Consider the following 25,430-nt stretch of genomic DNA (forward strand, 5'->3'; position numbering starts at 1 on the left):
GCGGCATGAGCAGCAAGCACAAGAACACGATTTGCCTGTGGTACGACGGCACGGCGCTGGAGGCGGCGGAGTTCTACGCCAAGACATTCCCCGACAGCTCGGTCGACGCGATCCATCACGCGCCGGGCGACTTCCCGTCTGGCAAGAAGGGCGACGTGCTGACGGTGGAGTTCACCGTGATGGGGATTCCCTGCATCGGCCTCAATGGCGGGTCGGCCTTCAAGCCGGACGAGGCTTTCTCGTTCCAGGTGGCTACCGAGGACCAGGAAGAGACCGACCGGCTGTGGAACGCCATCGTCGGCCATGGCGGGCAGGAGAGCGCCTGCGGCTGGTGCAAGGACAAGTGGGGCATCTCGTGGCAGATCACGCCGCGTGTATTGTCCGAGGGCGTTACCGACCCTGACCCCGCCGTGGCACAGCGGGTGTTCGCCGCGATGATGGAGATGCGCAAGATCGACGTGGCCAAGATCGAGGCGGCGCGGCGGGGGTGAGCGGCGCCCCGGCCCGGCGACGGGCACGGATGTCCGATGGCAGCCTCGCACTGCCTGCCGACTCTACGAGGGCTCGGCGGCCGTATGAACGGTGCGTTTCAGCACGCCGTGCCACAGTGGTGACATGCCCATCGAGCTTCCCGAGCTGGACGCTATCCGCCTCGACGGCCGCTGCTACACCTACGTGCTGCCCTGTGCGTGGGAAGATTTCTGCAAGATTGGCTTCTCGCGCGACCCGCTGGGCCGCATCCGCACCTTGCATCCGCGCTGGTTCGAGTTCTTCGACCTGGCGACCGGGGTGCTGGTGGAGGCGGAGTCCGAGCGCGATGCGCGCGACCTCGAGCTGGCCTTGCGGCGCCCCTTGAAGGCGCATCGCGCGCCCGCGCCACTCACCATCCCGGTAAGTGCGGGCGGCAAGACCGAGTGGGTGCGCGGCGCCCAGCGGCAGGTCTCCGATGCGGTCAGCCGCCTCGGCGAACAGGGATATCGCAGCTATCCGCTCGGGCGTTGGCTACAGGCGGCCCTGCATGCACGCCTGGACCGGCTCTACAGCTGGAGCGAGGCACAACTGCCGCCGGGCGAGGAAGAGAGGACGGTCGATTCGCCAGCGCTGCGGGCACTGCGCGATTGGCTTGACGCGCACGTGGCGCTCGGCATCGACCCGCGACCCCATCTCCCTGCGCACGTCCGCGCCTGGTACGACCGCGTGCGTTGAAGCTTTGCTTCACGCAGCCGATGCATTCCCTGCCGGCCACTCAGCAACGTCGCGGCGCCCGTCACGCGAAGTCACAGGGAATTTATAGCGGTTTGGCGATCTTGGGGGCGCACGGCGAATCACCGCCTTCCGCATCACCAAGGAGCCACTGAATGAGCACCCAGAGCAAGATCGAGCATAGCCTCAACGACCTGATCGAGATCGCCCGCGACGGCAAGGACTTCTATACCGAAGCCGCCGGCAAGGTGGAGAATCCCGAGCTCTCCGGCCTGTTCACCCGCATCGCGGGCGTCAAGAGCGACATCGTCACCCGCCTGAGCGCGACCGTGGCCGCCGCGGGCGGCAAGCCGGCCGAGCACGGCACGATGGTCGGCTCGATGCAGCAGATGTATGGCCGCGTCCGCGCCATGCTGGGCGACACCGATTACGGCTACGTCGCCGAGCTGGAGCAGTCCGAGGATCGCCTGCTGCACGCTTTCCAGGACACGCTGAGCGACAGCGACACGCCGGCGGCGGTTCGCGCCGAGGTGCAGGCGCTGCTGCCGAGCGTGCGCGAGTGCCATGACGTCATGCGCAACCGCAAGCATGCGCTGAAGATGGCTTCCTGATCTGGGCAAGCCTCGATGAAGAAAAGGCCCCGCGTTCGCGGGGCCCTTTTTTTGCGCGTGTACTTGGCGCAAGCAATTTGTTGGAAGTTGGCGCCGCCTGAGATTCGTGGCTGCGCTTCGCGCTGCGCCCATCAGTTCGCCGCGCAGGTGCGATCAGGACCACCTGCGGCCCCTCGGATTCGCTTCAACCCTTTCAGCCCACGGCCAAGCGCGTAACGGGATTGGCCGACGCCGTTGCGCTCAGGCAAACGGCTTAGTCCTTCAGCGCGCCTTCTTCCGGATCGGTGGCGGCGTAGCTGGGATTGTGGATCTCCGCCGCGTGCGGATGGCGCAGCGCCTCGCGCACGTCTTCCGGCAGCTTGTCGACGGCCAGGATCACCTTGCCGGAGTGCACGTCCTTGACCGCGCTCATCGGCAGCACGAAGTCGCCGCCGTTCTGCACGTTGATGACGAAAGTATCCTCATGCGGACGCACCTCGCGCACGCCGGCCACGCCAATCTCGCCATCGGCCACGAATACCAGCTGGCCCGCTTCGATGCGCTCGGTCATGGCCTGTCACCTCGTGAGGAAGAGATACCGCCTGCGGCGTGGCATGCCCATGCATGCCCAACACCGCCGCGGTCGATGCATCATGCAATGCCTCGCCGTATAAACAGGGTGAAGCGGCGCCTCACTGCGCGCAGGTATCGGCCATATGCGCCCATAAAGAAAGGCTGCCTTTCGGCAGCCTTTCCAGTTCAACGCCTCGAGCTCAACGCAGCAGCGCGATCAGCAGCAGGATCGGAATCGGCACGCCGAGCAGCCACAGCAGCATGTATTTCATGGTCATTCTCCCTTCGACGGGTAAGCGGTCAGTACAGGTCGCGGCGACGGCCGCCCCAGGTGGCGAACAGGCTGGCGCAGAAGGCACCCACCAGTAGCGTGATGAACAGCCACAGCGCGGCATAGGCGGTGGCCTTGCGCGCATCGTCGGCCGCCTGCTTGGCCTGCTGCTTGGCCTTGTCGATGGCCGCGCGCAGACGGGTCTGCATGTCGGTGACGCGCGCCTGCGCTTCGGCCTGGCTCATGCCGGTCTGCGCGGAGACGAGCTGGGCGAGGTATTGGGCGTCCGCGGCGTCCATGGTGGGCGACTGCAGGCTGTTCAACACGATGCGGGCCACTTCGGCGCGCGCGCCCGGACGGTCGGCCGCCGGACCCTGCCCCGGCGGCGGCGGCACGGTACCCGGCATCGGCTCCACACCGGCCGGTGCGCGCGCCGGCGGCGGCGGGACCGCGCCGGCCGTGGCCGGCATCGGCTCGACGGGGGTGCCCGGCGCCGACGTGGCGGTGGGCGTAGTGCGGCGGAACAGCGAATCGACCCAGTACTGCAGATCGCCGTCCTGGGTGCCCGGCACGCTGGCGGCCGCACCGAGCGTGGCCAGGCCGCCCGCCGCGCCGCTGGCGGCACCGGCGGTGGCACCGGCCGCCTTGACGCCGGCACCGAGGATGCCGCTGATCGCGCTGGTCAGCAGGCCGGCGGCCAACAGCGTGGCGATCGCCCAGGAGAGGAAGCCGTGCGCGGTATCGCGGAAGTAGGTTTCGTCCCCGTGCAGGCGCGTCCACTTCGTGCGCAGGCGGCCGGCGATGTAGCCGCCCAGCCCGGAGGCCACGATGGCGGTGAAGGTGATCCAGGCGATGCTCGACCAGCCGAACGTCTCGGCGCTCACGCCTTCGAACGACCAAGGCGACACCGACGACAGCCCGAGGCCGACGCCGAGGATCACCAGGATGAGGGACAACGCCGCGGCAGCCGCTGCGCCGGCCAGGATCGCGCCCCACGACACCGCGCTTTCAACGGGGGCAACGACGGGATCCGCGGCGGCGACGACGGCGACCGTCTCGACCGCGGAAGGAGGGATATAGCGATCGCCTGGGATGCTCATTGCATTGGTTCTCCGAATCCATGCGCCAACGGTTGGCGAGACGGGAGGCTGCGCGCCGGACCGTGAAAGACGCGAGATGCGTTCGAGAAGTCCGCGTGCACAAAAATAGAGGGCCGCGCGAACGCGGCCCTCGGAATGCCTGCCTTCCGACCTGGACTTACTCTTCTTCGTCCTGGTCGTTCTGCGGCTGCTGCTGTTGCTGCTGTTGCTGCTGGCGGCGCTGGGATTCGTCAGCCTGCTGGCTGTCATCGTCGCCCTGCTGGCGCTGCGGGTTCTGCTGGGTCATGTCTGCATTCCTCTGCGGTGGGAATTACCGCCACCCGACGGTGCGCCGCGAGGAGTGACGCGGGTGTGTTGTTCGCAGTGACGTACTGAATGCTTCATCGCTGGATCAACGCCGCGTCACGGCGGGTATCCATGCGTTCCACAACGCCCGGGCTTCCTCGGCTATCACGTCCGGCCGCTCCTCCGGCCAGAACAGCTTGTATCCCGATAGCCGGCGCACGCCGCGCGAATGGCCAAAGGCATGTTCGAGGTGATCGGCGTTGCGCATCTCGAAGATGTCATCGGCCGTGCCCCACACCACCCACACCGGTGCGCGCGCCCGGCGCAATGCAGCGGCTGTTCCTGCCAGTGCGTTGCGCGAAAGAGCGATGGCGTAGGCATGCGCCAGGTCGGTGCGGTGCTGGGTGGAAAGTAGCGGGCCGAAGTACATGTCGATCGCCTCGTCGGTGGGGTGCGCGGCATCGGCGTAGCACATTCCGCCGATGCCTTCGGCACTGCGCGCGAGGGCGCGATCCGCGTGCCAGCGGCCCAGCCATTCGTCCACGAAGCGGCCTTGGCGTGCGAGTTCGATCACCAGCATCAGGGCCGCCGGCGGACTGTCGATTTCGGTATCGCAGTTGGTGAGCAACACCGTGCGCACACGTTTCGGATGGTGCGCCAGCATCAACTGGGCCACCGCGCCGCCGCTGTCGTTCGCCACGAGGTCGGTACTGGCGATGCCCAAGGTATCCATCAACGCCAGCAGCATGGCGACCTGGTCGTCCGGTCCCACCGCCTGCCCTTGCGCCACGCGCGTGTAGCCCATGCCGAGGAAATCCGGCGCGATGCAACGCCGATAGGGCGCCAGGCGTGGCAGCGCGCCGCGCCACTGGAAGCCGTTGAGGGGAAAGCCGTGCAGGAACAATGCGGCCTCCCCGCTGCCCTGTTCCACATACGCGATGTCGCCAAACTGTGTGCGCGCATAACGGCGCAGACCGTGGAAGGTATCCGCATCCAGCGACGGATCGGGCGCGTGCACGTCACCGCCGACGGTGACGAGGCCGGACAAGGCCAGCGAAGCGCCGGCCCAGCCGGTGGCGGCCAGGAATTGCCTGCGGTTCAACATGGGGTTCTCCGTTGGCTGCGGCGCGAAGGCGCGCAGCGCTTCATGCCGCCCGGCGGATCGCGGGCGGAGAGGGATCGTGGAGGGGTGGACCGCCGGCCGCGCGCATGCCTCGGGGCGATGCGGTCAAAAAGCGTGGAAAACCCGGATCGCCGTCGCGCGCCGCGCGACCCGGGAACTCCGGCGGCTCAGCCGTTGGCGGCGGAGGCGTAGGCTTCGCGCAGCTGCGTGGCGCATTCCTCGCAGCAGACTTCCACCACCTTGCCGCCGAGCTTGACCTGGATGGCGTTCTCGTCGAGTTCGCAATCGCAGGCGGCGCAGGTCTTCTCGCTCATGTCGTTCTCCCGTGGGTTGCCCGGATCGGGCACGTACAGTAGGCGCCCGCGCGAGTACGGGCCGCTATCAAGAAATTTAGCGCTCGCCGCGGGGAGGTGCGGCGTGCAGCGCGAGTTGACGGAACTCGCTGGGGCTGCGGCCGTAGGCCTGCTGGAACGCCGCGCTGAAATGGCTGTGGCTGGAGAAGCCCAGGTCCTGGCCGAGACGGCTGAGGTCCTCGTACTCCCCCAGCAGATCGAGCGCACGGGCCAGCCGCAGGCGCATCTGGTAGCGATACAGTGGCACGCCCTCGACCTCGCGGAAGCTCTGGGTCAGGTAGACGGGCGAAACGCCCACCTCGGCGGCGACATCGGCCAGCGTCCAGCGCCGCGTCACGTCGCCCATCAGCACCACCTTGGCGCGGTCCACCAAGCGGCGCTTGCCCGCGCTGGCGCCGGCCGCATGCGCGGTGCGCGGGCCGATAGCACGCTGCGCCAGCACCAGGGCCAGGCTCTCCCCTTCCAGCGGATCGGCAATGCCCTCGTGCAGGCTATGGCGCAGCATCGCGACCAGCACCTGGGTGCGCGGGTCGATGCGCAGGCGCGGCACGCGGAAGCGCGGCGGCGTACCTTCGTGCAGCAGCGGGGCCGGGGCGATTTCCCGCAGCAAGGTTTCGTCGATGGTGAGCGCCAGGCTGGCATCACCGCCGGCATGCGGATGGCTGATGCGGTAGGGCTCGTCCGCATTGAAGAAGATGACCTGGCTGGCATCGGCCACGACGAGGTCGTCTTCCAGGTGGCGCACGTAGGTGCCGCGATACGGGAAGACGAGTTCAGTGCGGCGGGAACGCTCTATCTCGCCCAGGTGACGGCAGGTGCCGGCGCAGACCACGTCCCGGACCTGCACCAGCGAGGTCTGCAGCAACAGGTGCACGGTGAAGTCGGACATGCCGGGAGGCCAGGCCGGGAGGTGGGGGCCATCGTAACGCGGCGGAGCGGCGACAGCCGCGCCGCCTCGTTACCACACCAGGTCGTCTGGCACCTTGAACTGCGCGTAGTACGCATCGTCATCGGAAGCCGTGGCATCGGCCGCGCTGTCCTGTGCCTGCCCGTGGTCGAGCACGATCATGCTGGCGTCACGCTCGCGCACCTTGTCGGCGGCCGGGCGCGGCAGCAGTTCGAAGCGGTCGTCCACCCGGGCGATGACCAGCACGCCGGCGGAAAGCTTCTTGCGCAGGTCGTCGTTGACCAGCAGCGTGCGGATGACACCATCGACGGTGAACCGATATTCGCTTTCGCCGGCCCGCGGCACTTTCTTGTCGGCGATGATCTGCCGTGCCTGCGCGCGCATCTCGGCCATGCGGGCCTGCGCCTTGCGCTCGGCTTCGAGGGCACGGTCGCGCTCGGCCTTCTCGGCGCGCGCGCGCTCGGCCTCGATCTGGATTTCGCTGGGACCGGCCGGGCCCTTGGCGTGGCGAGCCTTGTTCTGCTCGCGCGCGACCTCGGCCACCTTGGATTTCTTGACCAGCCCCGCCTTGAGCAGCTGTTCCTGGAGGGGATTCGCCTTTGCCATGACACTGCTTTCTTGCTGGGGATTCAGGCCCCATGATAACGCCCGATGGAAACCCTGAAATACCTCACCGGCTATCCCCCGCCCCTGCTGGACCGGGTGCGCCAGCTGATCGACCAGGGCCGGCTGAGGCCGATGCTGGCCGAGAAGTACCGGGACGCCCATGCGGTCCGCAACGACGGGCAGCTGTATGACTACGTGCAGGCGCTCAAGGAGCAGCATCTGCGCCGCTCGGTGCCGCTGGGCAAGGTGCTGTACGACGGCAAGCTGCAGGTGATGAAGCATGCGCTGGGCACGCATACGGCGATTTCACGCGTGCATGGCGGGAAGTTGAAGGCCAGCCGGGAGATCCGCATCGCCACGGTGTTCCGCGATGCGCCGGCGGATTTCCTGCGGATGATCGTGGTGCACGAGCTGGCGCATATTAAGGAGGCCGAACATAACAAGGCCTTTTACCAGCTGTGCCGGCATATGGAGCCGGAGTATCACCAGCTGGAGTTTGATCTGCGGTTGTATTTGACGCAGCGGGATTTGGACGATCGGGATTGAAGTACCCGCCACAGAGGGAGCCGTACAGCCATGCGATTCGAGATCATCTTCATCACCGAGGGGCCGGAGACCTCGCCCGCTGCGGAGATCCAGTTTCTGGGACAGCGGCTTTGCGTGCTCCGCCTTGTTGGCGGGAACGCAACCGAGGTGACGTTCCTCCAGGACGTCTACCTAAACAAGCCCGTAGACATGACCTTTCCGCTGGCCGAGTTTCAGGACGTCGTCAGCATGGCGATAGGGGATTTAACGGATTGGGACCAGCGGCTCCGAGCCGCCAATTCGGCGTAGACGAAATGCGGGTACTGGGTGTCCTTCGGACGATTCCCCAATGGTGCGCAGGGGCACGGGTGACTGGACAGATGAGCATACGGTGAGCGCGGCAAACGATTCGGGCGCTGGCTGATGGGCTTCGGTTTCGTCTTTGACCGCCTTGCTCATCGCGGCCATATCAGCTTTGTTCTCGAGGCCGATGCCTCTGATGTCCAACGCGTTCTGCAGTAGCGTAATGGCGTTGCGGTAGGGCAGTTACCATGCCGTCGGGAATCGCTGGTGGTAAGTGGCGGCGTCCCTAGCGTTCTACCATTGATCTTTGGCGTAGTGGCCCTGCTGTGGAGGCTATACTGATCCGCCGCCCCCGAGCTCGGGCGCCAGCCTGGCTCGACCGTCGAGCGACCCTGCCATGATCAACAACGACGTACTGCGCAGCATCCGCTTCATGCTGGACCTCAGCGATGCCAAGGTCGTGGAGATCACGCATCTAGTCGATCCCGATTTCCCGATCGAGAAGGCCGACATCCCGGCCCTGCTGAAGAAGGACGACGAGGACGGCGCGGTGGCTTGCAGCGACCGCCTGCTGGCCAACTTCCTCGACGGCCTGATCCTGTACTTCCGTGGGCCCAGCGATACCCAGGCGCCACGCCCCGTGGAATCGCGCATCACCAACAACCTGGTGCTGAAGAAGCTGCGCGTGGCGTTCCAGCTCAAGGACGTGGATATGCACGAGATCATGCAGGCTGCGGGGTTTCCGCTGACCAAGCCGGAGATGACCGCGCTGTTCCGGCAACCGGGGCATAAGCACTACCGGCCTTGTGGGGATCAGATTCTGCGGAATTTCCTTAAGGGGCTGACGCTGCGGTTTCGTGGTGACAAGCAAGCGGTGGCCCCCCAAGGCGTGATTTCCGATTTGTCATTGGAATAATCGGGGTTAACGCCCCCTTCCACGCCCCTGGGACGCGGGCCTAGCTGTAAGAGAAATCGCAATAGAGTTTGATTGAGCCAATTACTCGCTTCTGGTAGCTGATGACTGGTCTAGTCTGATCCGAATGCCCATGACGGACAATGGATACTGGACGATGACGAGCCCGCAAGATTCGGAGGGCCCACCCAGGCTGCGCAACTCAAACTTCTTCCGCGCGGCCGTCATCTTCTATGCATTAGCAGTGATGACTCCCTCTCGATCGCCGGAAGGCTGGCTCACCGTTTCCACCGGCTTCTACTGTGCCGCAGTCTTCTCTATCGGCATTTACTCGGCATTGCATGCTCGAAGAATCTCCGGCAGCAATCGTGCTCTGATGTTCGGGTGCAGGGCATTGCCTGCCCTTCTGCCCGTCTGCGTTCTGGCATTGCGCCGGATTGCACTGATGATCTAGCCCCCGTTCCGAGCTTGTGGCGCTGATCGATGCAGCCGTCGAAATCGGGCTGGAGGCACTTGGCATCTGCATTACTCGGGGCATGTAGAGCAGTCATTGATAGGAATTTTTAAATAGCCTCGCCGCGGCCAGGAGACAAGGATTCCCCAGCTGACCGTGCGAGCGATCCTTGGACATCCCACGAAGTGTTCCGCATGAACTAATGAGCGAGCGTGGAGGGACGCCACTTCGCATTCCGATGGAACGCCACTCTTCTGTTCATATCACCAGGCGCTTGGATTCACTGGTCGCTTCGGCGTTGTCTGTCGTCATCCTCGGATTGATCTGGACTCAACTCGATGTCCGAGCTCCCCCACTCAGGAACCCATCTCCTGCATTTGTTCGCTTGGAAGTTGAGTTCATCGACGCCAAAAAGATCCGCTCAGTCGATGGAAATCCCCAAGCACCGAAGGCGAAGTTGCCAATTCAACCGCCCAGTCCTGCTGATCCAACCCCCAGTCACGCCGTCCAACGTAAGAGTCAGCGCAATCGCATCCCGACGCCCTCAACTCGTCCGGATATCGACAATATGGCCGATGTCAGTCCACCAACCGACCATGTGACGCGGGACGACTGGCAACTGCTTGCTGGCGACAAGACGTTCGAGCCAAGCATCATGCGCCGCAGGGATGATATCTCTTTAGCCAGCGACCGCGTCCTTCCCAATGTCAAAGTGCGCGACAACTCCATCGCCGCACGGTGGCAGCGCCTGGCGAGACGCCAGGACTGCCAAGAGCTGCGCGCCAGGCTACAGTCAGACCCCGGCAGCGCAGAGTCCATACTCCTGACGATGCAACGCCGAGGCTGCGTCACCGAGTGAGAAGTTTCGCGTGCCTCTCGCATTCATGCACTCAAGTCGTTTCATTGGCGCGCGTATTGCGGCTCCATCGTGATGCCAGACATTTCCGTCGGCAACGAATGGAGTAGTTCGTGGACCTAGCAAGTATCGAATTTCTAGAGACGGCGATCCGAATGGGCGGGAATCTTGATCTGATTGCCACCCATCTAGCCGACCAAGCGGGACTGCCAAGTCCAAGCGCAATGTGCAGTGATTGCTGTGGCAGCAACGGTAACGACTGCGCCCCGCCACCCCCGGATCCGAATCTCGATTAAACCCAATGAGCGCCCCGACTTCGGGGCGCTCGATAGGAGAGTACATATGCGCGCAGGACCGCCACGGGTTCTCGTACTGCCCACCACGCCAAGGACGTTGCGATTAGCCGAGCGCGTGATCCGCAGAGGCAACGATCTGTGTGTCGTCGGCTCCCGTCATTCTCCGGGCCTTTCGCCGTCGCAGCTGCTTTCAAGGCCACGACTACCCGCCGTCGTCGTCTCCTTCTCAGACCAACTTACAAGTCCAGTCGATGCGATCGTTGCGGCTCGCGATTTCAATGTGTGGAAGTTTGTATCGCCTATCGAGTTCTTCCTCTCAGCTCGGCACGGTTACAAGATCAGTATCTGGTCGCCGAGCGGCACGAGATGCCTGAGTTGTCGTCCAACGCAGGAAGAGGTGACACAGGGGCTCGCCCGGTACCTTCGCGATTGCGATGGCCTCGGCGACGAATGGTTGCCCCGTGCAATCCAAATTGAACGAACTCCAGATTGGCGTGCGAAAGCGGCGAGAGACCGGGTTCGCCAGCTGAAGTCGTCTATTCTCCGTGAGCTCTCAACGAAATCGGAGATTTCTCCAAAGCTCGCTGAATCATTCAAAGCTCTTCGTGCGCACGAGAAGGATATTTCCAGGTGGCAGCATCAGTACGACGTTTGACATGGCTGGCGGCCTGGAAGGCCTCAGGCGTATTGGTACCATGGATCAGGAATAGATCGCCTGCCGTAGAACTGCTCTTGAAGGCCCCGCTCAGCGATCAAGAGGAGACTGCGATCAACAGCGCATTCACGGCCCGAGCGAGCTGTGGCTTTGTTCTATCGGTGGTACTTAGTAAAGTTGCTCTTTGCGAGGGTTCTCCGTAGCCCTAATCGCAACTACATCCTGCGGTGCGTCTCATGCCTGGACCGGACTGACTATCGCGGCTTCGATGAGCAGTTGCGAACCAGCGTGGGGCGCGGAATCGTGCTGGCGATCCCCCATCACGGGCACTACATTGCGGCAGTGATCTCGTTGGTCGAGCGCGCGAGGCTGATCCGGCCCGTCGTAATCATGTACGGTGATCCTGCTTTCCACCCAAGCAACCAGCTGTTCGTCGGTGTCTGCGGTGCGCTGTGGCCCGCACCCAGATACAACGTCGAGTTCGTCCACACCGGCAAGAGAGACCTGCGCAGGTGCTTGGACTCGCTTCGACGCGGTAGCGTGCTCATCACCCTTCCGGACGCCTATCTCGACAGGAGCGACACTCTTGAGTTTAGGTTCCTGGGGAGGCCCATCGACCTCATGTTGGGCACGGCCTCGCTTGCGCGCAGAAGCGGGGCTGTCGTGCAGCCCGTTGTAGCTGGGGTCTGCGAGCGCAGTGGACAGATGTGCTGTCGTTTCACCAATCCGATTGAGCCGCCAGCCCAAAACGGGGGCGACTTCGACCCGCTTGTTTTCGACTATAGATCGACGATGCGCATGTTCTCCATGATCGAGACCGAAATGGGCAGGCAGGCAATCTATTGGCAGTACGTGCGCCAGCATTTTCTGCGGCCTGTCGCCAACGAGCCCGTTTCAGCAGCGGAGTTGGTCCGGGCGACGGACTCCCTGATGGCTCTGAATCGGCGCTCACTCGGAGCTCCCGTTCAAAACTAGCTGGAGGCCTCTTCGACTGCTCCGTGGGCCTTCTATGGATCCCGCGTCCGCGATGCCAGCGATGGTTGCCAGGGCACTTTGGCTCTGTCTCTGGCAGGCGGTTTAGCACCAACAGTTCCTCAAGCGGCCGCGGCGGCAACGCCTTGACCAACACTGCGCCTCTCTTGACCTGCCTCAGCCGTGCCGACAACGCCTGGGTAGCAAGCGACGGCGGGCTCATGGCGGAAACCATCGCTGGACAAGCCCACAAGCCGGCAAGCCTTGGGCTCGCTGGTCAAACTCAGCTCGCACATGCGTCGGATTGCCTCGCGCTTGCATTGCGGGGCCAGCGCATTGCCCCGAAGCCGACTTCAGCGCCTCGATGTCCAGGTGCGCTTCCGCCGCCGCCGGACTGTTCTGGCCTATGACCGAACGATGTCTATGTCAGCAGGGATGGCAACGTGTGTTGTCAGATGGCTATTCGCATGTTGGGCTGGCCGCATACCTTGGAAACTTGCGTCGCCGCTTATTCGCGGCCAATCGTAGAGGAGATCAAGCGATGGGCTGGGCGGCGCTGGCGTAGGTTTTTTTGTCGGTGATTCGATCGGAGACAGCTTTTTTCCGCCTCAATTCATCCAGTGAACATTCAAATGCTTAGAAGGATCACCAGACGTACACCGTGGCGGATGGCCTCCGCAGCCGCCGCATTGATGTTGATCGAGGTGTCAACGGTGAAGGGGCTTATCACCGGCACCTTTGAAGTCCGCAGCCTGATCATTCCCTCACTCGGCTTCGGCGCCATGTTCTGGATAGCCATGAGCACCTTGTCCGACAACGGGCAGATCAACCAATGCCTGAGGCGGCACGGACTGCTCCCAAGGAAGGACAGCGTATCCGGCGGCCCGGATTCAAAGGGCTGACGACAACGACTCCGGCCAGTGGCCTCGCGTTGCTGGTGGCGCGTTGTATTACATGTGAGACCTCGGCCCGGGCCTTTTCGCCCACCCATCGGGTCACCGTGGTAGATGGCCGCGAGGCGATGACGCGGATCCAGTAAACGGCGGCTTCGACGCGGCCATGCCCAACGGCCTGCTCGGCATGGAAGTCTGCCACCGCGTCGCCGCGACGTCGCCACACGTCGGCCTGGTGCTCACCTCCGGTTTTCCGCGCGGCGCGCTCGGCGCGTTGCCACCGCAGGTGGACTTCCCGCCAAGCCCTAGCGGATCAGCGCGCTGCTGGCCGAGATCGACGAAGCCTAAGCGCGGGCGCGGGTGATGCTGCCGGGTGGGTGAGTGCGACTCAACGTTTCGTATCAATCACCGCCTCCATCAACTTATTCCCGCCTGCGCGCGCCGCAACGGACGGCCTCTGCCGCCACCCCGTACCACCGCACCCAGCCCGATGATGTCGCTCGCCTGAGTGTTGTCATATCGATGCCAAAGACTGGCTGACCGCACCCGCAGCAGTCCGTTCTCCGCATCTCCCGGACGCAGTGGCGCCGCTGTCAGCCCAGTGAATCAAATAGCCCGCGGAACAGGGCGCTTAGATCAGCTGCCTGGCTCCATATAAACCAGAGGAACAGAATGACGCTGGCAAGTTTCGCGTCGCGCTTCCTGATCCGGAGGATGTAGTACGCACCCGCACTCGCATTTCCGCTCTCAGCATTTTTCACCGAACAATCCTCATTAGAGGGTGAGGGATGCCAAGTTTCGACTTGGCACCCCTTTGGTGAGGCCGATGACCTCAAACGATAACGTCGGTCGACGAGTCGCTTGAAACGGCATAGTCCTTCATCGCGCGCCAGAAGGTTCTGGCAGCCCCGCCAACCATCCTGCCCCAGTTGTAGGTCTGGCGGTCTCCGCCGGCAACTTGGACGATCTCATTTTCGGTCAACTCTCTCATGATGACTCTCCTAATCAGGGCTCCATGTGCGAGGTTCCATTGAATCCATCCATTACGCCGCCAAAGAAATCCGAAATCTCTTGGCGTTCGTAGTAGACGAATGCCAGGACACCAAACAACGGCAGAACGCCGCCGGACACTTCGGCTATCTGATCCGATGTCAACTCATACATAGCAAACTGCTCCTGCAACAAAAATTGATGAGGACTCAATCTAGCGATCCCGCCACAAGTCTCATGCGAAGCCGCGCACGCCGATCCGCGAAAGCGTGCATGCAGATGCTTCAATACTCTAGGTGAGTGATCAATGCGGAATCGACATCCGCTTTTACTCGAAGGCGAGATTTGCTGTTCCCCGCGCTTCCTTCGGGCTTTCCATTCGTATTGCAGCTAGCTGCCCACTTGAGACCTAGGACAGACACAAGCTGATACTCGTGACTTTGTCAGCAGTTCTGACAACTTCGCGCCGCCATGGATTGGTCGCATATCAAGTGGGCGCCCGTCGTTCGAATCTCTGCCTGCCCAACTTCGGGCGGCCAGCATGCATTCAACTCTCGAACCTGGAGTGAGCCAAATGCGTGAATTGACGTATGAAGTGATGTCCGTGAGCGGTGGAGACCGTGGCGATGCCGCCGTGGGTGGCGCCGCGGCCGGTGGAACTCTCGGCTGGGCAATTGTCCGCGGCTCCGCATGGGGCGCTCGCCTGGGCATGGCGGGTGGCGCCGCCGGTGCCTTCGGTGGCGCCATCATCGGCGCCATGGTTGGGGTAGCCATCTACAGAAACTACATGTAACAGTCATGCGGCGTGCCGTCCGCGGCACGCCGCTTCCAGGAGTGCTCCCCGATGTTCCTCCGACTCGCCTGCGTGCTCTACGCCATCGGTCTGCTATCGATGCCCTTCTCGAAAGGCGGCCTGTTCGGTCCCACCATGCTGAGCTATTGCTCCGCGGCCTTTACCCTTGGGCTGCATAGCGCATTGAATGCGCCTCGTCTCGCGGAGGGAAGTCGCCTTATGCTTGTCTTGTTCCGGTCTCTTCCGTTAGTTCTTCCGCTAGCTGCCGTCGCGATCCACTGGATGGCCAGATAGATGGGTGCGCTCGCGCTACGTGATAACCGGGCTGAGGCTTGCGCCACCAAGCCAGGCTCGTGCACTAGCCTTCCGGCCACCACACACCGTCAGTAGCCGGCTAATGCGTGTAGTACCGCGCGGTGCTACCGCTTTTTTTGCCTCAGGCGGGGTTCACCGCTGGCGGCGTGCGGGCGCCGTCGAGGATTGCCGCTTCCGGCTTATAGGCTCGGGCAGGCCACTTCGCTTTTCAAGCGCTTTACAAAATAAAAGAAGGGCGGCTTAAGCCGCCCTTCTTTACTTTGAGCATCGGACCAGAGCTCAAACCCCTACAGGATTCGCCTTCTCCGGATCAATCTTGTACTGCTTGATAGCCCGCGCCACATCCTTGCCGGTCATCTTGCCTTCCTTCGCCAGCGCCGCAATCGCGGCATGGGCGATGTAGTACCGATCCACCTCGAAGAACCTACGCAGGTTCGCGCGCGTATCCGAGCGGCCGAAGCCATCGGTGCCCAGCACCGTATAGCTCATCGGCACGAACGAGCGGATCTGGTCGGCGAACAGCCGCACGTAGTCGGTCGCCGCAATCGCCGGGCCCTGGCGGCCTTCCAGCTGCTGGGTCACGAACGCCTTCTTCTGCTCCGCTTCCGGATGCAGGCGGTTCCAACGCTCGGCGTCGAAGCCATCCTTGCGCAGCTCGTTGAAGCTCGGGCAGGACCAGATGTCGGCGGTCACGCCGAAGTCCTTGTCCAGCAGCTCGGCCGCGGCAATCGCCTCGCGCAGGATCGTGCCGCTGCCCAACAGCTGCACGCGCAGCTCGCCCTTCTTCGGCTTGCCGGCGTCCTTCAGCAGGTACATGCCCTTGATGATGCCTTCCTGCGCGCCGGCCGGCATTTCCGGGTGCGCGTAGTTTTCGTTCATCAGGGTGATGTAGTAGTACTCATCCACCTGGTCTTCCATCATCGCCTTCATGCCGTGCTGCATGATGACGGTGACTTCATAGCCGAAGGTCGGGTCGTACGTGCGCACGTTCGGGATGGCACCGGCCAGCAGGTGGCTGTGTCCGTCCTCGTGCTGCAGGCCTTCGCCGTTGAGCGTGGTGCGGCCGGCGGTGCCGCCGAGCAGGAAGCCACGGGTGCGCATGTCCGCCGCCTGCCAGGCGATGTCGCCCACGCGCTGGAAGCCGAACATCGAGTAGTAGATGTAGAAAGGCAGCATCGGCACGTCGGACACCGAGTAGCTCGTGCCCGCCGCCATCCACGAGGCGATCGCGCCCGGCTCGCTGATGCCCTGCTGCAGCACCTGGCCGCCCTGGTCTTCGCGGTAGTACATCAGCTGGTCGGCGTCGACCGGCTTGTACTTCTGGCCGAACGGCGCGTAGATGCCGATCTGGCGGAACATGCCTTCCATGCCGAAGGTGCGGGCCTCGTCGGCCACGATCGGCACGATGCGCGGGCCGATTTCCTTGTCGCGCAGCGCGATGTTCAGCGTCTGCACGAAGGCCATGGTCGAGCTGTAGGTGCGCTCGCCGCTGTCCTTGAGCAGGCGCTCGAACTTGTCCAGCGTCGGCGCCACGAACGACTGCGTCGCCTTCGGGCGGCGCTGCGGCAGGTAGCCGCCAAGCTCGGCGCGGCGCGCCTTGAGGTACTGCACTTCCGGCGAATCCTCGCCCGGGTGGTAGAACGGCACCTGGCCGTCGGCCAGCTGGGCGTCGCTCACCGGGATGTTGAAGCGGTCGCGGAAATGCTTGACGGCTTCGTCGTCCAGCTTCTTGGTCTGGTGGGTCGGGTTGAGCGATTCACCCGCCGAACCCATGCCGTAGCCCTTGACCGTCTTGGCCAGGATCACCGTCGGCATGCCGGTGGTGTTCACGGCCTGGTGGTAGGCGGCGTACACCTTGTGCGGGTCGTGGCCACCGCGGTTGAGGCGCCAGATGTCGTCGTCGGACAGGCCGGCCACCATCGCGGCGGTCTCCGGGTACTTGCCGAAGAAATGCTCGCGGGTATACGCGCCGCCGAAGGCCTTGCAGTTCTGGTATTCGCCGTCGACGGTTTCCATCATCAGCTTCTTCAGGACGCCGTTGGTGTCCTTGGCCAGCAGGGCATCCCAGTAACCGCCCCACAGCAACTTGATGACGTTCCAGCCGCCACCGCGGAACACGCCTTCCAGCTCCTGGATGATCTTGCCGTTGCCGCGCACCGGGCCGTCCAGGCGCTGCAGGTTGCAGTTCACCACGAAGATCAGGTTATCCAGGCCTTCGCGGCCGGCCAGCGCGATGGCGCCGAGGGTTTCCGGCTCGTCCGACTCGCCATCGCCAATGAAGCACCACACCTTGCGGTCGGACTTCTCGATCAGGCCGCGGTTCTCCAGATACTTCATGAACTGCGCCTGGTAGATCGCGCCGAGCGGGCCCAGGCCCATCGAGACGGTCGGGGTCTGCCAGAACTCCGGCATCAGCCACGGGTGCGGGTAGGAGGAAATGCCCTGGCCGTCCACTTCCATGCGGAAGTTGTCCAGCTGGGCTTCGGTGATGCGGCCTTCCAGGAATGCGCGGGCGTAGATGCCCGGGGCGCTGTGGCCCTGGATGTAAAGCAGGTCGCCGGGGTGCTTGTCCGAAGGCGCGCGCCAGAAGTGGTTGAAGCCCACGTCGTACAGCGTGGCGGCCGAGGCGAACGAGGCGATGTGGCCACCCAGGTCACCCGGCTTGCGGTTGGCGCGCACGACGGTGGCCATGGCGTTCCAGCGGATGATCGAGCGGATCTTCCACTCCATCGCCGCATCGCCCGGGCTCTTGGCTTCGTTGGCCGGGGAAATGGTGTTGACGTACTCGGTGGTCGGCGAGAACGGCAGGTAGGCACCGGCGCGGCGGGTCTGCTCGACCATGCCTTCCAGCAACTGGTGGGCGCGCTCCGGGCCTTCGACATCGATGACCGCTTTGAGCGATTCGAGCCACTCCTGGGTCTCGAGCGGGTTCGGATCGTTCTGCAGTACTTCGTTCAACCAGTTCATAACGCTCCCGGTGACGGCGCGCGGGGGCCGCCGTGCAATGTTTTCGTGAACCACGAAGTGTAACCCACGTGTATTGCCGCATTCCTCGCTACGGGTGCGTATGGAGTGGCGGGAAAAGCAGCGTTCCATGGGTGTCCGGGGCTGTCCCGCAGGACAAGGATGCGGCGAAGGAATAGCCAGCCCCGGGGACGGGAATAGGGCCGCGGCGGCGGATGCCGGCGGTCGGGGGCGGCGTTGCCTTCGAAGGCAAGGCCCCCTCGGCCGCCGGATGCCGGAACTGTGCTGCGGCCGGCTGGCGCACTGCCCGTGCCGGGGCCATGATCCCAGCTCCGCCGGCACCGGAAGCCGCCCGCATGGACAGCCCTTCGCAGCCGCCCCAGCCCCAGGTGCATTGGCGCCACAGCCTGCGCACCCGCATGCTCGTCGGCGCCGTTCTCAGCCTGGCCGCGCTGCTCGGGCTGCTCGGCACGCTGTTCTACCTGGGCGCGCGCGCCGAACTGGTCACCGCCGCGCGCAAGGAGGTCGATGGCCTCACCCAGCAAAGCGCGCGCAGCCTGGCCGCCACGCTCGACTCGGTGCAGGTCAGCGGCCGCACCCTGGCCGCCGGCGCCGGCGCGGTGGGCACGCAACCGTTCAACCTGCGCGCCCTGCTCGAAGCCACCCTCACCGGCGACAGCGACACCGCCGGGGCGATGATCGTGCTGCGCCCGCGCAGCGGCAGGCAGGCCGACGACCCGGGCTTCGTCTGGTATATCCGCCGCGATGGCGACCGGCTGGTGGAGCAGTCCGCCCAGGACCTGGGCTACGACTATCGTGTGATGCCCTGGTACCAGCGCACGATGACCACCCGGCAGGCGTGGTGGTCCGAGCCCTACGCCAACGCGGCGACCGGCGGTGAGCTGTTCACCACCTACAACCTGCCGGTCACCCGGCCGGGCGATGGGCCCGGCGCCGAGCCGATCGGCATGGTCAGCGTGGATGTGCCGGTGCGCCGGCTGCGCGACATCGTGCGCGAGCTGCCGGACAACTTCGGCGTGCAGGCCACGCTGCTCTCGCCCGAGGGCCTGTTCGTGCTCAACCCGGATCCGGCCTTGAACCTGCGCCGCACGCTGGCCCAACAGGTGCAGCGCGCGCGCCCGGACCTGGCGCCGCTGGTGCAGGCGATGGCGGCCGGGCAGACGGCGGCGTTCGAGCATCGTGCGCCCGACGGGCAGGTGTACTTCACCCGCAGCGCGGCGGTGGGCAAGAGCGGCTGGACGTTCGTGCTCTCGGCTTCGCGCGGCTACGTGCTGGCCGGCCTGAACCGCCTGGCCCTGTGGGTGGCGCTGGGCGCGGTGGCGGCACTGGCGCTGTGGTGGCTGCTGATGCGGCGCTTCGCCTCGCGGCTCACCCGCCCCATCGAGGATCTCACCGAGGCGGCCGCGCATTTCCGCCGCGGCGATTTCGAGTTCACCCTGCCGCATGTGCAACGGCACGACGAGGTGGGCGTGATGGCGCGCGCGTTCGATATCGCGCGCGGCTCGATCCGCCAGCAATTGGACGAGATCGGCCAGATGACCGCCGCGCGCGAACGCATGCAGAGCGAGCTGCAGATCGCCCGCGACATCCAGCTGGCGATGCTGCCTTCCGGCCGCACCTTCGATACCGCCAGCTCGCACCTGGAAACCTGCGCGCGGCTGGAGCCGGCGAAGATGGTGGGCGGCGATTTCTACCATTTCTTCGAGCCGGCACCGGGGCAGCTGTGGTTCGTGATCGGCGATGTGTCGGACAAGGGCGTGCCGGCGGCGCTGTTCATGGCACGCACGGTGAGCATGCTGGAAGTGGCCGCGCGGCGGCACACGCGGCCGGATGGCATCCTCATCGCGGCCTCGCGCCGGTTGGCGGAGAACAACGAGACCTGCATGTTCGCCACCGTGCTGTGCGGGTTGATCAACGTGGACAGCGGCGACTACTGGCTGGCCAGCGCGGGGCACGAGCGCCCACTGCTGCTGGACGCGCGCGATGGTGTGCAGACGTTGCCGCTGGAATCGGGACCGCCGCTGGGCATCGAGGAACAGGCGTACTACCCGATGCTGCGTGGCCGCCTGGAGCCGGGGCAGACGTTGTTCGGCTATACCGACGGCGTCACCGACGCGCTCGACGAGCATGCGCAGGCCTACGGACTGGCGCGCCTGCACGCGGCGCTGCGGCCCGGGCGCAGCGCCGCCGAGCAATGCGCCGCGGTGGTGGCGGACCTGCACCATTTCACCGGCCAGGCCGAGCCGTTCGACGACATCACGCTGCTGGCGATACGCTTGCGCCGGGAGCCTGGGGAGGCACAGGGGGCATGACGATGGACCTGGACATGGCGCCGTCGCTGGACGCGCTGGCGGGCCTGAACGACCAGTTGGAGGATTCGTTGCTGCGCCGGGGCGTGGCGGCCGAGCGCGTCGGCCAGGTGCGGCTGATCGTCGAGGAGCTGGCCAGCAATGCGCTGCATCATGGCGAATGCGCCGCGCGGGGCTTGCCGCTGCGCTTGCGCGTATCGGTGGACCACCATGCCCTGGTGCTGGAACTACGCGAACACGGGCGCGCGTTCGACCCCGCGCGCGCACCGATGCCGGCGCTGGCGGCGGGCATCGAGGAGCGGCCGGTGGGCGGGCTGGGCCTGTTCCTGGTGCAGCAACTGGCCGACGCGCTGGATTACCGGCGTGAAGGCGACACCAACATTGTCCGTGTCACCTTGCTGCGTCCCTTTTCTGCGGATTTGGAGGATGTGCCGTGACCACCTTGAGCATCCAGATCGACCCCCCGCAGGACAACCGCCAACGCGTGATCCTCAGCGGGCGGTTGGATACGCACACCTACCAGGCGCTGGACGAGGCGCTCTCGCCGCTGCTGGCCACGACCGTGCAGACGCTCGTGCTGGACTTGAGCGAGCTGGAGTACATCTCCAGCGCCGGCATCCGCTCCATCTTCAAGGCGCGCAAGGCGCTGGCGCCGCGCAACGGCAAGGTGCTGGTGACGCACCCGCAGCCGCAGATCCGCAAGGTGTTCGACGTGGTGAAGGCAGTGCCGCTCGGCGAAATCTTCACCTCGACGCAGGAACTGGATGCCTACCTGGAGGCCATGCAGCGCAAGGTGATCGAGGGCGACGCCGCTGCCCTGTGACGGCCGGCGCCAGCGCCCCGCCGGCCTGACGGCAGGCGGGATGCGGCACAGAAAAAAGAGGGAGAAGGAAGGCTCGGCGGCGCGTTTACCTCCCCTCCCTTCCCCCTCTCCCCCTCCTAACGCCATGCGGCCACGCGTGGCTCGTCGGCCAGCGCGGCATACAGCGGGTCGCGCAGTTCCTCGCGCGCCCACACCGGGTTGAGTTGCTGGAACACCGACAGGCGCTCGACCGCCAGGGCGCGCTCGCCCTCCTGCATCGCCAGCCGCGCCGCGCGGCGCCAGATGCGGTCCCAGTCGCGGCTCTGCGCGAGCGCCGTGGCGACCGCGCGATCCGCGCCGGCGCGATCTCCGCGCGCCAGCAACCGTTCGGCGCGGATCATTCCCTGGTGGGCCTGCCGGCGATCGAGCAACGCGCGCAGGTCGCCCACCGGATCGCGCGAGGCATCCACTCGCAGGTCCACGTCCGCCCAGCCGCCCTGCGGCGTGCGCACGAGCAGCGCGGCCGACATCGCGCCGATCCGTTGCCCGCCGGCGGCCTGCCCCGCTTCCAGCGCCGCCATCAGGCGCACCTCCAGCGCGCCCGGCGTAGCCAGGAACCGCGCGCGCATCGCTTCCAGCACTCGCGGGCCGGCCAGCCCGTTGCCTTGCACGCTGAACCCTTCGCCCTGCAATGCGCCGGCCCAGTCCGCCGCCTGTGCGTGGCTGCCGGTGTAGGCCGCGCTCGCCCCGCTCGCCGCGACCACGCCGATCTGCCGATCCCGTGCATCGCCGTCCTCGCCATCGTCCGTATCCACCAGCGTGTGCAGCACCGCCGTGGGCGACTGCCCGCGCGCCAGCGCCGCCAATCCCTGGGGACCGTGGGTCGGGCGGGTTTCGAACTGGCTGGCCAGCGCACCGACCCTCGCCTGCGCGGCGGGTACCGACGCTCCCACCGCCAGCTGGTGGGTTGCCACGGCGACCCCGCAGCTGCCATCCGGGTCGCAGGCCACGATGGACCAGGTGGCCATCGCCGAGACCGGGCAGCCGCACGCCAGCAGGCCGAGCAGCAGCGGCAGGGAACGGGCGGGCACGGGCATCGCAAAGCCTCCTGGCGGTGGGTGCCGGCGGCCCCGTCACCCCTCGCGGCGGGGCGCGTCCTTGCCGGCGTGTCGACCAACACGGCTTGGATGCACGCGGCGCCCAAAGGGTTGCAACAGCGCGACACTTGCACATCGCGAATATTTCGATATATCTTTTCCGCACCACAAAACGATATATCTAAAACCATGCATACGCCCTTCTTCCGTGTCGGCCGTCGCGATGGCGACGCCCAGGCCCCGCGCGGCCGCCCCCCCTTCTTCGGCTCCCACGGCCACCACGCCCCTCACCACCACCACGACGATCCCCGCCACGGCGAGCGCCATGGCCCGCACGGCCATCGCGGGTTTCGCTTCGGTGTCGATCCCCGGCACGAGGAAGCGCACTGCCATGAGCCCCATGGCGGACGCGGCGGCCCGGGGCGCGGCCCCGGCGGCTTCGGTCCGCGCGGCGGACGCGGCGGCGGCGATTTCGACGACCTGCGCGATGGCCGCGGGCGCGGCGGACGCGGCCCGCGTGCGCTCGGCCATGGCGACCTGCGCCACCTGATGCTGCACCTCATCGCCGAACAGCCGCGCCATGGCTACGAGCTGATCCGTCTGATCGAAGAGCTGTTCCATGGCGCCTACACGCCGAGCGCCGGCGCGATCTACCCCACCCTGGCGCAGCTGGAGGACATGGGCCTGATCGCCGCCACTGCCGAGGAAGGCCGCAAGCGCTACGCGATCACCGAGGAAGGCCGCGCGCACATGCAAGCGGCGCACGAGGCGATCGAGGCGGCGCGCCTGCGCACGCACCGCAGCGCGCGCGAATTCGCCAAACAGCAGATTCCGCCCGCAGTGCGCGAAGCGTTCGGGCGCATCAAGCATGCGGTGCTCAGGCGCCACGGCCAGTGGAGCGAGGAAGAGATCGCCCGCGTCGCCGTGCTGCTGAACCAGGCAGCGGACGGCATGGAGGAAGGCGAATGAGCCAGCACGTCCATCAGCGGTTGCGGCATCCGGTCCAGTTCCGCGCGTTGGAGGTGCTGCGCGTGGAGACGGTGACCCCGCACATGCGGCGCATCGTGCTCGGCGGCGAGGCACTGGCCGGTTTCCACAGCGCCGCGCCGGACGACCACGTCAAGCTGGCGTTTCCGAACCGCCAGGGGGCGTTCGTCACGCCGACGATGACGCCGGAAGGCCCGCAGTGGCCCGAAGGCGCGGAGCGCTCGCCGATGCGCGACTACACCCCGCGCTGGCACGACGCCGACGCGGGCGAGCTGGCGATCGATTTCGTGCTGCACGGCGATGGCCCGGCCTCGACCTGGGCCGAACGCGCGCGCGTGGGCGACACGCTGGTCGTGGGCGGGCCGCGCGGCTCGTTCGTGGTCGCCGACGACTACGACCAGTACGTGCTGTTCGGCGACGAAACCGCGCTGCCCGCGATCGGCCGCTGGCTGGCCGAAATGCGGGAAGGCCAGCTGGCCGAGGTGTTCGTGGAAATCGCGGCCGAAAGCGAGCGGCAGGTGCTGGAGAGCGACGCCGACGTGCGCGTGCACTGGCTGGAGCGCAACGGCGTGGGCGCGGCCGACAGCCGCCTGCTGGAGGAAGCACTGCGCGATTACGAGTTGGAGGACGGCGATACGTTCTTCTGGATTGCCACCGAGTCGCGGCGCGCGCGGATGATGCGCAAGTTCGTCGAGGGGCAGCTGGGCGTGCCGGGCGATTCGATCCGCGCCACGGGGTACTGGCAGGCGGAGCCGGAAGCGGACGAACCGGCGTAAGCGTGGCCGGCAGCGCGGGCGGTCGCGGCCGAAGCCGCTTGCGCGAAAAAGAAAAAGCCCGCCGGAAGACGGGCTTTTTTGTGAAGCGAAACGCTGCGGCTTACTGCTTGGCCGCCTCGTCCTTCTGCACTTCCGCCTCGGTGGTGATGCGGACCTTGACCTCGTCGCTCACCGCCGGCACGTAGGCGCCCACGCCGAAATCGCTGCGCTTGATCGTGGTGGTGGCATCGAAGCCCACCGCCGGCACCTTCAGCATCGGATGCTCGCCGGCACCGTTGAGGGTGACGTCCAGCACGACTGGCTTGGTCTGGTCCTTGATGGTCAGGTCACCGGTGACGGTGAACTTGTTGGTGCCGGCCGCCTCGACCTTGGTGCTCTTGAAGGTCGCGGTCGGGAACTTGGCGGCGTCGAAGAAATCGCCGCTCTTCAGGTGCTCGTCGAACTTGGCGGTGAAGCTGTTCAGGCCCGACAGCGGCAGGGTCACCTGCACGCTCGACTTGGTCGGGTCGGCGGCGTCGAACACCAGCGTGCCGTCGGCATTGCCGAAGTGCGCGGTCGGATTGGAGAAGCCCATGTGGTTCCACTGGACCAGCACGTCGGTGTGCGACGGGTCGAGCTTATAGGTGCCCGAGGCCACCTGGATCGGGGTGGCGGCTTCGGCGGCCGGGGCAGCCGGAGCTTCGGCCGGGGCGGTCGCGGCGGGGGTTTCGGCGGCGGCCGGCGCGGCGGCCTGTTCGGCCGGCTTGCTGCAAGCGGCCAGGGCGGCGGTGAGCGCGAGCGGGAGCAACAGCTTGGTGGCGGTATTCATGGGTGCGTGTGTCCTTTCGTTGGGTGGGACGAGGATGAAACGACGGGGGGGAAGATAGCGAAGCAGGGCGGTTACCGCATCACACGATGCGCGCGGCTTCGTCGAAGCTCAGGCGCGGCAGGCGCGGGAACAGGCCGGCCGGATCGCCATAGCCGAGGTTGACCAGGAAATTGGTCTTGATGTGGGTGCCGGCGAAGAAGGCTTCATCCACCTTGGCCGCATCGAAGCCGGACATCGGGCCGGCATCCAGGCCCAGCGCGCGCGCGGCCAGGATCAGATAGGCGCCCTGCAGGCTGCCGTTGCGGAAAGCCGATTCGTGGCGACCTTCGCGCGGGCCATCGAACCAGCTCTTGGCGTCGGCATGCGGGAACAGGTACGGCAGCTTCTCGTGGAAATCCTGGTCGAAACCGATGATCGCGGTGACCGGCGCGGCCAGCGTCTTGGCCAGGTTGCCTTCCGAGAGCGCCGGGGCGAGCTTGGCCTTGGCCTCCTTCGACTTCACGAAGACGATGCGGGCCGGCGTGGCGTTGGCCGCGGTCGGGCCCCACTTCAGCAGGTCGTACAGGGCACGCAGCTGGCTGTCTTCGACCGGCTTGTCGAGGAAGGCATTCTGGGTACGCGCGGTGCGGAACAGCTGGTCGAGCGCGGCATCGTGGAGGACTTCGGCCATGGGGACTCCGGTGGGACGGC

Annotated in this window: 30 protein-coding genes and 1 pseudogene; 16 read left to right on the forward strand and 15 right to left on the reverse strand. The window is 65.7% G+C overall.

What is annotated here, in order from left to right; translation table 11 throughout:
- Window positions 1-5 precede the first annotated feature (5 nt).
- From P6166_RS12065 to P6166_RS12075, 3 genes are all read left to right on the forward strand, one after another.
- Window positions 6-491, forward strand: coding sequence for a VOC family protein (locus tag P6166_RS12065; RefSeq protein ID WP_277764704.1), 486 nt, complete (start codon window positions 6-8; stop codon window positions 489-491).
- Between the two features lie 124 nt (window positions 492-615).
- Window positions 616-1,206: a GIY-YIG nuclease family protein gene (locus P6166_RS12070; protein ID WP_277764705.1), complete on the forward strand. Its 591-nt coding sequence runs from the start codon at window positions 616-618 to the stop codon at window positions 1,204-1,206.
- 152 nt (window positions 1,207-1,358) lie between these two features.
- Window positions 1,359-1,814 (forward strand): PA2169 family four-helix-bundle protein, encoded by a 456-nt coding sequence (locus P6166_RS12075; protein WP_277764706.1) that lies wholly within the window; start codon window positions 1,359-1,361, stop codon window positions 1,812-1,814.
- 253 nt (window positions 1,815-2,067) lie between these two features.
- Here P6166_RS12075 and P6166_RS12080 read toward each other — a convergent pair whose 3' ends face one another.
- The 7 genes from P6166_RS12080 to P6166_RS12110 form a co-directional block, all read right to left on the reverse strand.
- On the reverse strand, window positions 2,068-2,364 hold the full coding sequence (locus tag P6166_RS12080; protein WP_277764707.1) for a hypothetical protein: 297 nt from the start codon (window positions 2,362-2,364) through the stop codon (window positions 2,068-2,070).
- A 302-nt stretch (window positions 2,365-2,666) separates the two neighbouring features.
- On the reverse strand, window positions 2,667-3,737 hold the full coding sequence (locus P6166_RS12085) for a hypothetical protein (RefSeq protein WP_277764708.1): 1,071 nt from the start codon (window positions 3,735-3,737) through the stop codon (window positions 2,667-2,669).
- A 157-nt stretch (window positions 3,738-3,894) separates the two neighbouring features.
- Window positions 3,895-4,023, reverse strand: coding sequence for a hypothetical protein (locus tag P6166_RS12090; protein ID WP_277764709.1), 129 nt, complete (start codon window positions 4,021-4,023; stop codon window positions 3,895-3,897).
- Window positions 4,024-4,128: 105 nt separating this feature from the next.
- The gene (locus P6166_RS12095; protein WP_277764710.1) at window positions 4,129-5,127 is read right to left on the reverse strand and encodes an alpha/beta fold hydrolase; all 999 of its coding nucleotides are present in this window, start codon (window positions 5,125-5,127) and stop codon (window positions 4,129-4,131) included.
- A 185-nt stretch (window positions 5,128-5,312) separates the two neighbouring features.
- Window positions 5,313-5,459, reverse strand: coding sequence for a TRASH domain-containing protein (locus P6166_RS12100; protein ID WP_277764711.1), 147 nt, complete (start codon window positions 5,457-5,459; stop codon window positions 5,313-5,315).
- Between the two features lie 76 nt (window positions 5,460-5,535).
- Window positions 5,536-6,387, reverse strand: coding sequence for an AraC family transcriptional regulator (locus P6166_RS12105; protein ID WP_277764712.1), 852 nt, complete (start codon window positions 6,385-6,387; stop codon window positions 5,536-5,538).
- 69 nt (window positions 6,388-6,456) lie between these two features.
- A complete protein-coding gene (locus P6166_RS12110; RefSeq protein ID WP_277764713.1) occupies window positions 6,457-7,011 on the reverse strand; it encodes a DUF2058 domain-containing protein in 555 nt (184 codons plus the stop codon).
- Window positions 7,012-7,056: 45 nt separating this feature from the next.
- Here P6166_RS12110 and P6166_RS12115 point away from each other — a divergent pair, with 45 nt between their 5' ends.
- The 6 genes from P6166_RS12115 (at window position 7,057) to P6166_RS12140 (ending at window position 11,988) form a co-directional block, all read left to right on the forward strand.
- Entirely contained in the window at window positions 7,057-7,557 is a 501-nt protein-coding gene (locus P6166_RS12115; RefSeq protein ID WP_277764714.1) for a YgjP-like metallopeptidase domain-containing protein, read from the forward strand.
- Window positions 7,558-7,587: 30 nt separating this feature from the next.
- Window positions 7,588-7,845, forward strand: a complete 258-nt coding sequence (locus tag P6166_RS12120) for a hypothetical protein (protein WP_277764715.1) — start codon at window positions 7,588-7,590, stop codon at window positions 7,843-7,845.
- Between the two features lie 391 nt (window positions 7,846-8,236).
- Window positions 8,237-8,755 (forward strand): DUF1456 family protein, encoded by a 519-nt coding sequence (locus P6166_RS12125; protein WP_277764716.1) that lies wholly within the window; start codon window positions 8,237-8,239, stop codon window positions 8,753-8,755.
- A 154-nt stretch (window positions 8,756-8,909) separates the two neighbouring features.
- Complete coding sequence (locus P6166_RS12130) at window positions 8,910-9,206, forward strand: hypothetical protein (protein ID WP_277764717.1); 297 nt, start codon at window positions 8,910-8,912, stop codon at window positions 9,204-9,206.
- 202 nt (window positions 9,207-9,408) lie between these two features.
- Window positions 9,409-10,065: a hypothetical protein gene (locus tag P6166_RS12135; RefSeq protein ID WP_277764718.1), complete on the forward strand. Its 657-nt coding sequence runs from the start codon at window positions 9,409-9,411 to the stop codon at window positions 10,063-10,065.
- A gap of 1,092 nt (window positions 10,066-11,157) precedes the next feature.
- Window positions 11,158-11,988 (forward strand): hypothetical protein, encoded by an 831-nt coding sequence (locus tag P6166_RS12140; protein WP_277764719.1) that lies wholly within the window; start codon window positions 11,158-11,160, stop codon window positions 11,986-11,988.
- Between the two features lie 160 nt (window positions 11,989-12,148).
- On the opposite strand, the pseudogene P6166_RS12145 reads toward P6166_RS12140, so the two are convergent.
- Window positions 12,149-12,369 (reverse strand): annotated as a pseudogene (locus P6166_RS12145) (IS3 family transposase); the annotation flags it as partial.
- Between the two features lie 308 nt (window positions 12,370-12,677).
- On the opposite strand from P6166_RS12145, the gene P6166_RS12150 reads away from it, so the two are divergent.
- On the forward strand, window positions 12,678-12,887 hold the full coding sequence (locus tag P6166_RS12150) for a hypothetical protein (RefSeq protein ID WP_277764720.1): 210 nt from the start codon (window positions 12,678-12,680) through the stop codon (window positions 12,885-12,887).
- Window positions 12,888-13,710: 823 nt separating this feature from the next.
- Here P6166_RS12150 and P6166_RS12155 read toward each other — a convergent pair.
- Window positions 13,711-13,869, reverse strand: coding sequence for a hypothetical protein (locus P6166_RS12155; protein WP_277764721.1), 159 nt, complete (start codon window positions 13,867-13,869; stop codon window positions 13,711-13,713).
- Window positions 13,870-13,883: 14 nt separating this feature from the next.
- A complete protein-coding gene (locus P6166_RS12160) occupies window positions 13,884-14,081 on the reverse strand; it encodes a hypothetical protein (protein WP_277764722.1) in 198 nt (65 codons plus the stop codon).
- A 361-nt stretch (window positions 14,082-14,442) separates the two neighbouring features.
- Here P6166_RS12160 and P6166_RS12165 point away from each other — a divergent pair, with 361 nt between their 5' ends.
- Window positions 14,443-14,661 (forward strand): hypothetical protein, encoded by a 219-nt coding sequence (locus tag P6166_RS12165; protein WP_277764723.1) that lies wholly within the window; start codon window positions 14,443-14,445, stop codon window positions 14,659-14,661.
- Between the two features lie 594 nt (window positions 14,662-15,255).
- Here the strand turns inward: P6166_RS12165 and aceE are convergent.
- Window positions 15,256-17,943 carry a pyruvate dehydrogenase (acetyl-transferring), homodimeric type gene (gene aceE, locus P6166_RS12170; protein ID WP_277764724.1) on the reverse strand — a complete coding sequence of 896 codons (2,688 nt, stop codon included), beginning with the start codon at window positions 17,941-17,943 and terminating at the stop codon, window positions 15,256-15,258.
- Window positions 17,944-18,296: 353 nt separating this feature from the next.
- Between aceE and P6166_RS12175 the strand changes: the two genes are divergently transcribed.
- Genes P6166_RS12175 through P6166_RS12185 form a run of 3 tightly spaced genes read left to right on the forward strand, consistent with a single transcriptional unit; the run spans window position 18,297 to window position 21,093 of the window.
- The gene (locus P6166_RS12175; RefSeq protein ID WP_277764725.1) at window positions 18,297-20,273 is read left to right on the forward strand and encodes a SpoIIE family protein phosphatase; all 1,977 of its coding nucleotides are present in this window, start codon (window positions 18,297-18,299) and stop codon (window positions 20,271-20,273) included.
- Window positions 20,270-20,707 (forward strand): ATP-binding protein, encoded by a 438-nt coding sequence (locus tag P6166_RS12180; RefSeq protein WP_277764726.1) that lies wholly within the window; start codon window positions 20,270-20,272, stop codon window positions 20,705-20,707. Before P6166_RS12175 ends, P6166_RS12180 begins: the two co-directional genes overlap by 4 nt.
- Window positions 20,704-21,093, forward strand: a complete 390-nt coding sequence (locus tag P6166_RS12185; protein WP_277764727.1) for an STAS domain-containing protein — start codon at window positions 20,704-20,706, stop codon at window positions 21,091-21,093. The genes P6166_RS12180 and P6166_RS12185 overlap by 4 nt, the downstream gene beginning before the upstream one ends.
- 116 nt (window positions 21,094-21,209) lie before the next feature.
- On the opposite strand, the gene P6166_RS12190 is transcribed toward P6166_RS12185, so the two are convergent.
- Both P6166_RS12190 and P6166_RS12195 read right to left on the reverse strand, forming a co-directional pair.
- Window positions 21,210-22,169 (reverse strand): DUF1028 domain-containing protein, encoded by a 960-nt coding sequence (locus P6166_RS12190; protein ID WP_277764728.1) that lies wholly within the window; start codon window positions 22,167-22,169, stop codon window positions 21,210-21,212.
- A 36-nt stretch (window positions 22,170-22,205) separates the two neighbouring features.
- Window positions 22,206-22,751, reverse strand: coding sequence for a hypothetical protein (locus P6166_RS12195; protein ID WP_277764729.1), 546 nt, complete (start codon window positions 22,749-22,751; stop codon window positions 22,206-22,208).
- Here P6166_RS12195 and P6166_RS12200 point away from each other — a divergent pair.
- Window positions 22,719-23,138: a PadR family transcriptional regulator gene (locus P6166_RS12200; RefSeq protein ID WP_277764730.1), complete on the forward strand. Its 420-nt coding sequence runs from the start codon at window positions 22,719-22,721 to the stop codon at window positions 23,136-23,138. The two genes, P6166_RS12195 and P6166_RS12200, sit on opposite strands and share 33 nt — an antisense overlap.
- On the forward strand, window positions 23,135-23,932 hold the full coding sequence (locus tag P6166_RS12205) for a siderophore-interacting protein (protein ID WP_277764731.1): 798 nt from the start codon (window positions 23,135-23,137) through the stop codon (window positions 23,930-23,932). Before P6166_RS12200 ends, P6166_RS12205 begins: the two co-directional genes overlap by 4 nt.
- 100 nt (window positions 23,933-24,032) lie before the next feature.
- On the opposite strand, the gene P6166_RS12210 is transcribed toward P6166_RS12205, so the two are convergent.
- The gene (locus tag P6166_RS12210; protein WP_277764732.1) at window positions 24,033-24,740 is read right to left on the reverse strand and encodes a YceI family protein; all 708 of its coding nucleotides are present in this window, start codon (window positions 24,738-24,740) and stop codon (window positions 24,033-24,035) included.
- A 79-nt stretch (window positions 24,741-24,819) separates the two neighbouring features.
- On the reverse strand, window positions 24,820-25,410 hold the full coding sequence (locus P6166_RS12215; RefSeq protein ID WP_277764733.1) for a malonic semialdehyde reductase: 591 nt from the start codon (window positions 25,408-25,410) through the stop codon (window positions 24,820-24,822).
- Window positions 25,411-25,430 lie beyond the last annotated feature (20 nt).

Origin of the sequence: Stenotrophomonas sp. HITSZ_GD, assembly GCF_029543105.1 — a bacterium.
In the GTDB taxonomy this organism is placed as follows: Bacteria; Pseudomonadota; Gammaproteobacteria; order Xanthomonadales; family Xanthomonadaceae; genus Stenotrophomonas_A.

Bases quoted from the DNA above. Each gene is read 5' to 3' on its own strand.
- P6166_RS12175 (WP_277764725.1), top strand. From the start codon at position 18,297: ATGGACAGCCCTTCGCAGCCGCCCCAGCCCCAGGTGCATTGGCGCCAC.
- P6166_RS12210 (WP_277764732.1), bottom strand. From the start codon at position 24,740: ATGAATACCGCCACCAAGCTGTTGCTCCCGCTCGCGCTCACCGCCGCC.
- P6166_RS12110 (WP_277764713.1), bottom strand. From the start codon at position 7,011: ATGGCAAAGGCGAATCCCCTCCAGGAACAGCTGCTCAAGGCGGGGCTG.
- P6166_RS12155 (WP_277764721.1), bottom strand. From the start codon at position 13,869: ATGAGAGAGTTGACCGAAAATGAGATCGTCCAAGTTGCCGGCGGAGAC.
- P6166_RS12180 (WP_277764726.1), top strand. From the start codon at position 20,270: ATGACGATGGACCTGGACATGGCGCCGTCGCTGGACGCGCTGGCGGGC.
- P6166_RS12090 (WP_277764709.1), bottom strand. From the start codon at position 4,023: ATGACCCAGCAGAACCCGCAGCGCCAGCAGGGCGACGATGACAGCCAG.
- P6166_RS12070 (WP_277764705.1), top strand. From the start codon at position 616: ATGCCCATCGAGCTTCCCGAGCTGGACGCTATCCGCCTCGACGGCCGC.
- P6166_RS12095 (WP_277764710.1), bottom strand. From the start codon at position 5,127: ATGTTGAACCGCAGGCAATTCCTGGCCGCCACCGGCTGGGCCGGCGCT.
- aceE (WP_277764724.1), bottom strand. From the start codon at position 17,943: ATGAACTGGTTGAACGAAGTACTGCAGAACGATCCGAACCCGCTCGAG.
- P6166_RS12075 (WP_277764706.1), top strand. From the start codon at position 1,359: ATGAGCACCCAGAGCAAGATCGAGCATAGCCTCAACGACCTGATCGAG.
- P6166_RS12085 (WP_277764708.1), bottom strand. From the start codon at position 3,737: ATGAGCATCCCAGGCGATCGCTATATCCCTCCTTCCGCGGTCGAGACG.
- P6166_RS12215 (WP_277764733.1), bottom strand. From the start codon at position 25,410: ATGGCCGAAGTCCTCCACGATGCCGCGCTCGACCAGCTGTTCCGCACC.
- P6166_RS12115 (WP_277764714.1), top strand. From the start codon at position 7,057: ATGGAAACCCTGAAATACCTCACCGGCTATCCCCCGCCCCTGCTGGAC.
- P6166_RS12205 (WP_277764731.1), top strand. From the start codon at position 23,135: ATGAGCCAGCACGTCCATCAGCGGTTGCGGCATCCGGTCCAGTTCCGC.
- P6166_RS12135 (WP_277764718.1), top strand. From the start codon at position 9,409: ATGAGCGAGCGTGGAGGGACGCCACTTCGCATTCCGATGGAACGCCAC.
- P6166_RS12165 (WP_277764723.1), top strand. From the start codon at position 14,443: ATGCGTGAATTGACGTATGAAGTGATGTCCGTGAGCGGTGGAGACCGT.
- P6166_RS12080 (WP_277764707.1), bottom strand. From the start codon at position 2,364: ATGACCGAGCGCATCGAAGCGGGCCAGCTGGTATTCGTGGCCGATGGC.
- P6166_RS12120 (WP_277764715.1), top strand. From the start codon at position 7,588: ATGCGATTCGAGATCATCTTCATCACCGAGGGGCCGGAGACCTCGCCC.
- P6166_RS12200 (WP_277764730.1), top strand. From the start codon at position 22,719: ATGCTGCACCTCATCGCCGAACAGCCGCGCCATGGCTACGAGCTGATC.
- P6166_RS12130 (WP_277764717.1), top strand. From the start codon at position 8,910: ATGACGAGCCCGCAAGATTCGGAGGGCCCACCCAGGCTGCGCAACTCA.
- P6166_RS12150 (WP_277764720.1), top strand. From the start codon at position 12,678: ATGTTGATCGAGGTGTCAACGGTGAAGGGGCTTATCACCGGCACCTTT.
- P6166_RS12195 (WP_277764729.1), bottom strand. From the start codon at position 22,751: ATGGCGCGGCTGTTCGGCGATGAGGTGCAGCATCAGGTGGCGCAGGTC.
- P6166_RS12125 (WP_277764716.1), top strand. From the start codon at position 8,237: ATGATCAACAACGACGTACTGCGCAGCATCCGCTTCATGCTGGACCTC.
- P6166_RS12190 (WP_277764728.1), bottom strand. From the start codon at position 22,169: ATGCCCGTGCCCGCCCGTTCCCTGCCGCTGCTGCTCGGCCTGCTGGCG.
- P6166_RS12065 (WP_277764704.1), top strand. From the start codon at position 6: ATGAGCAGCAAGCACAAGAACACGATTTGCCTGTGGTACGACGGCACG.
- P6166_RS12100 (WP_277764711.1), bottom strand. From the start codon at position 5,459: ATGAGCGAGAAGACCTGCGCCGCCTGCGATTGCGAACTCGACGAGAAC.
- P6166_RS12105 (WP_277764712.1), bottom strand. From the start codon at position 6,387: ATGTCCGACTTCACCGTGCACCTGTTGCTGCAGACCTCGCTGGTGCAG.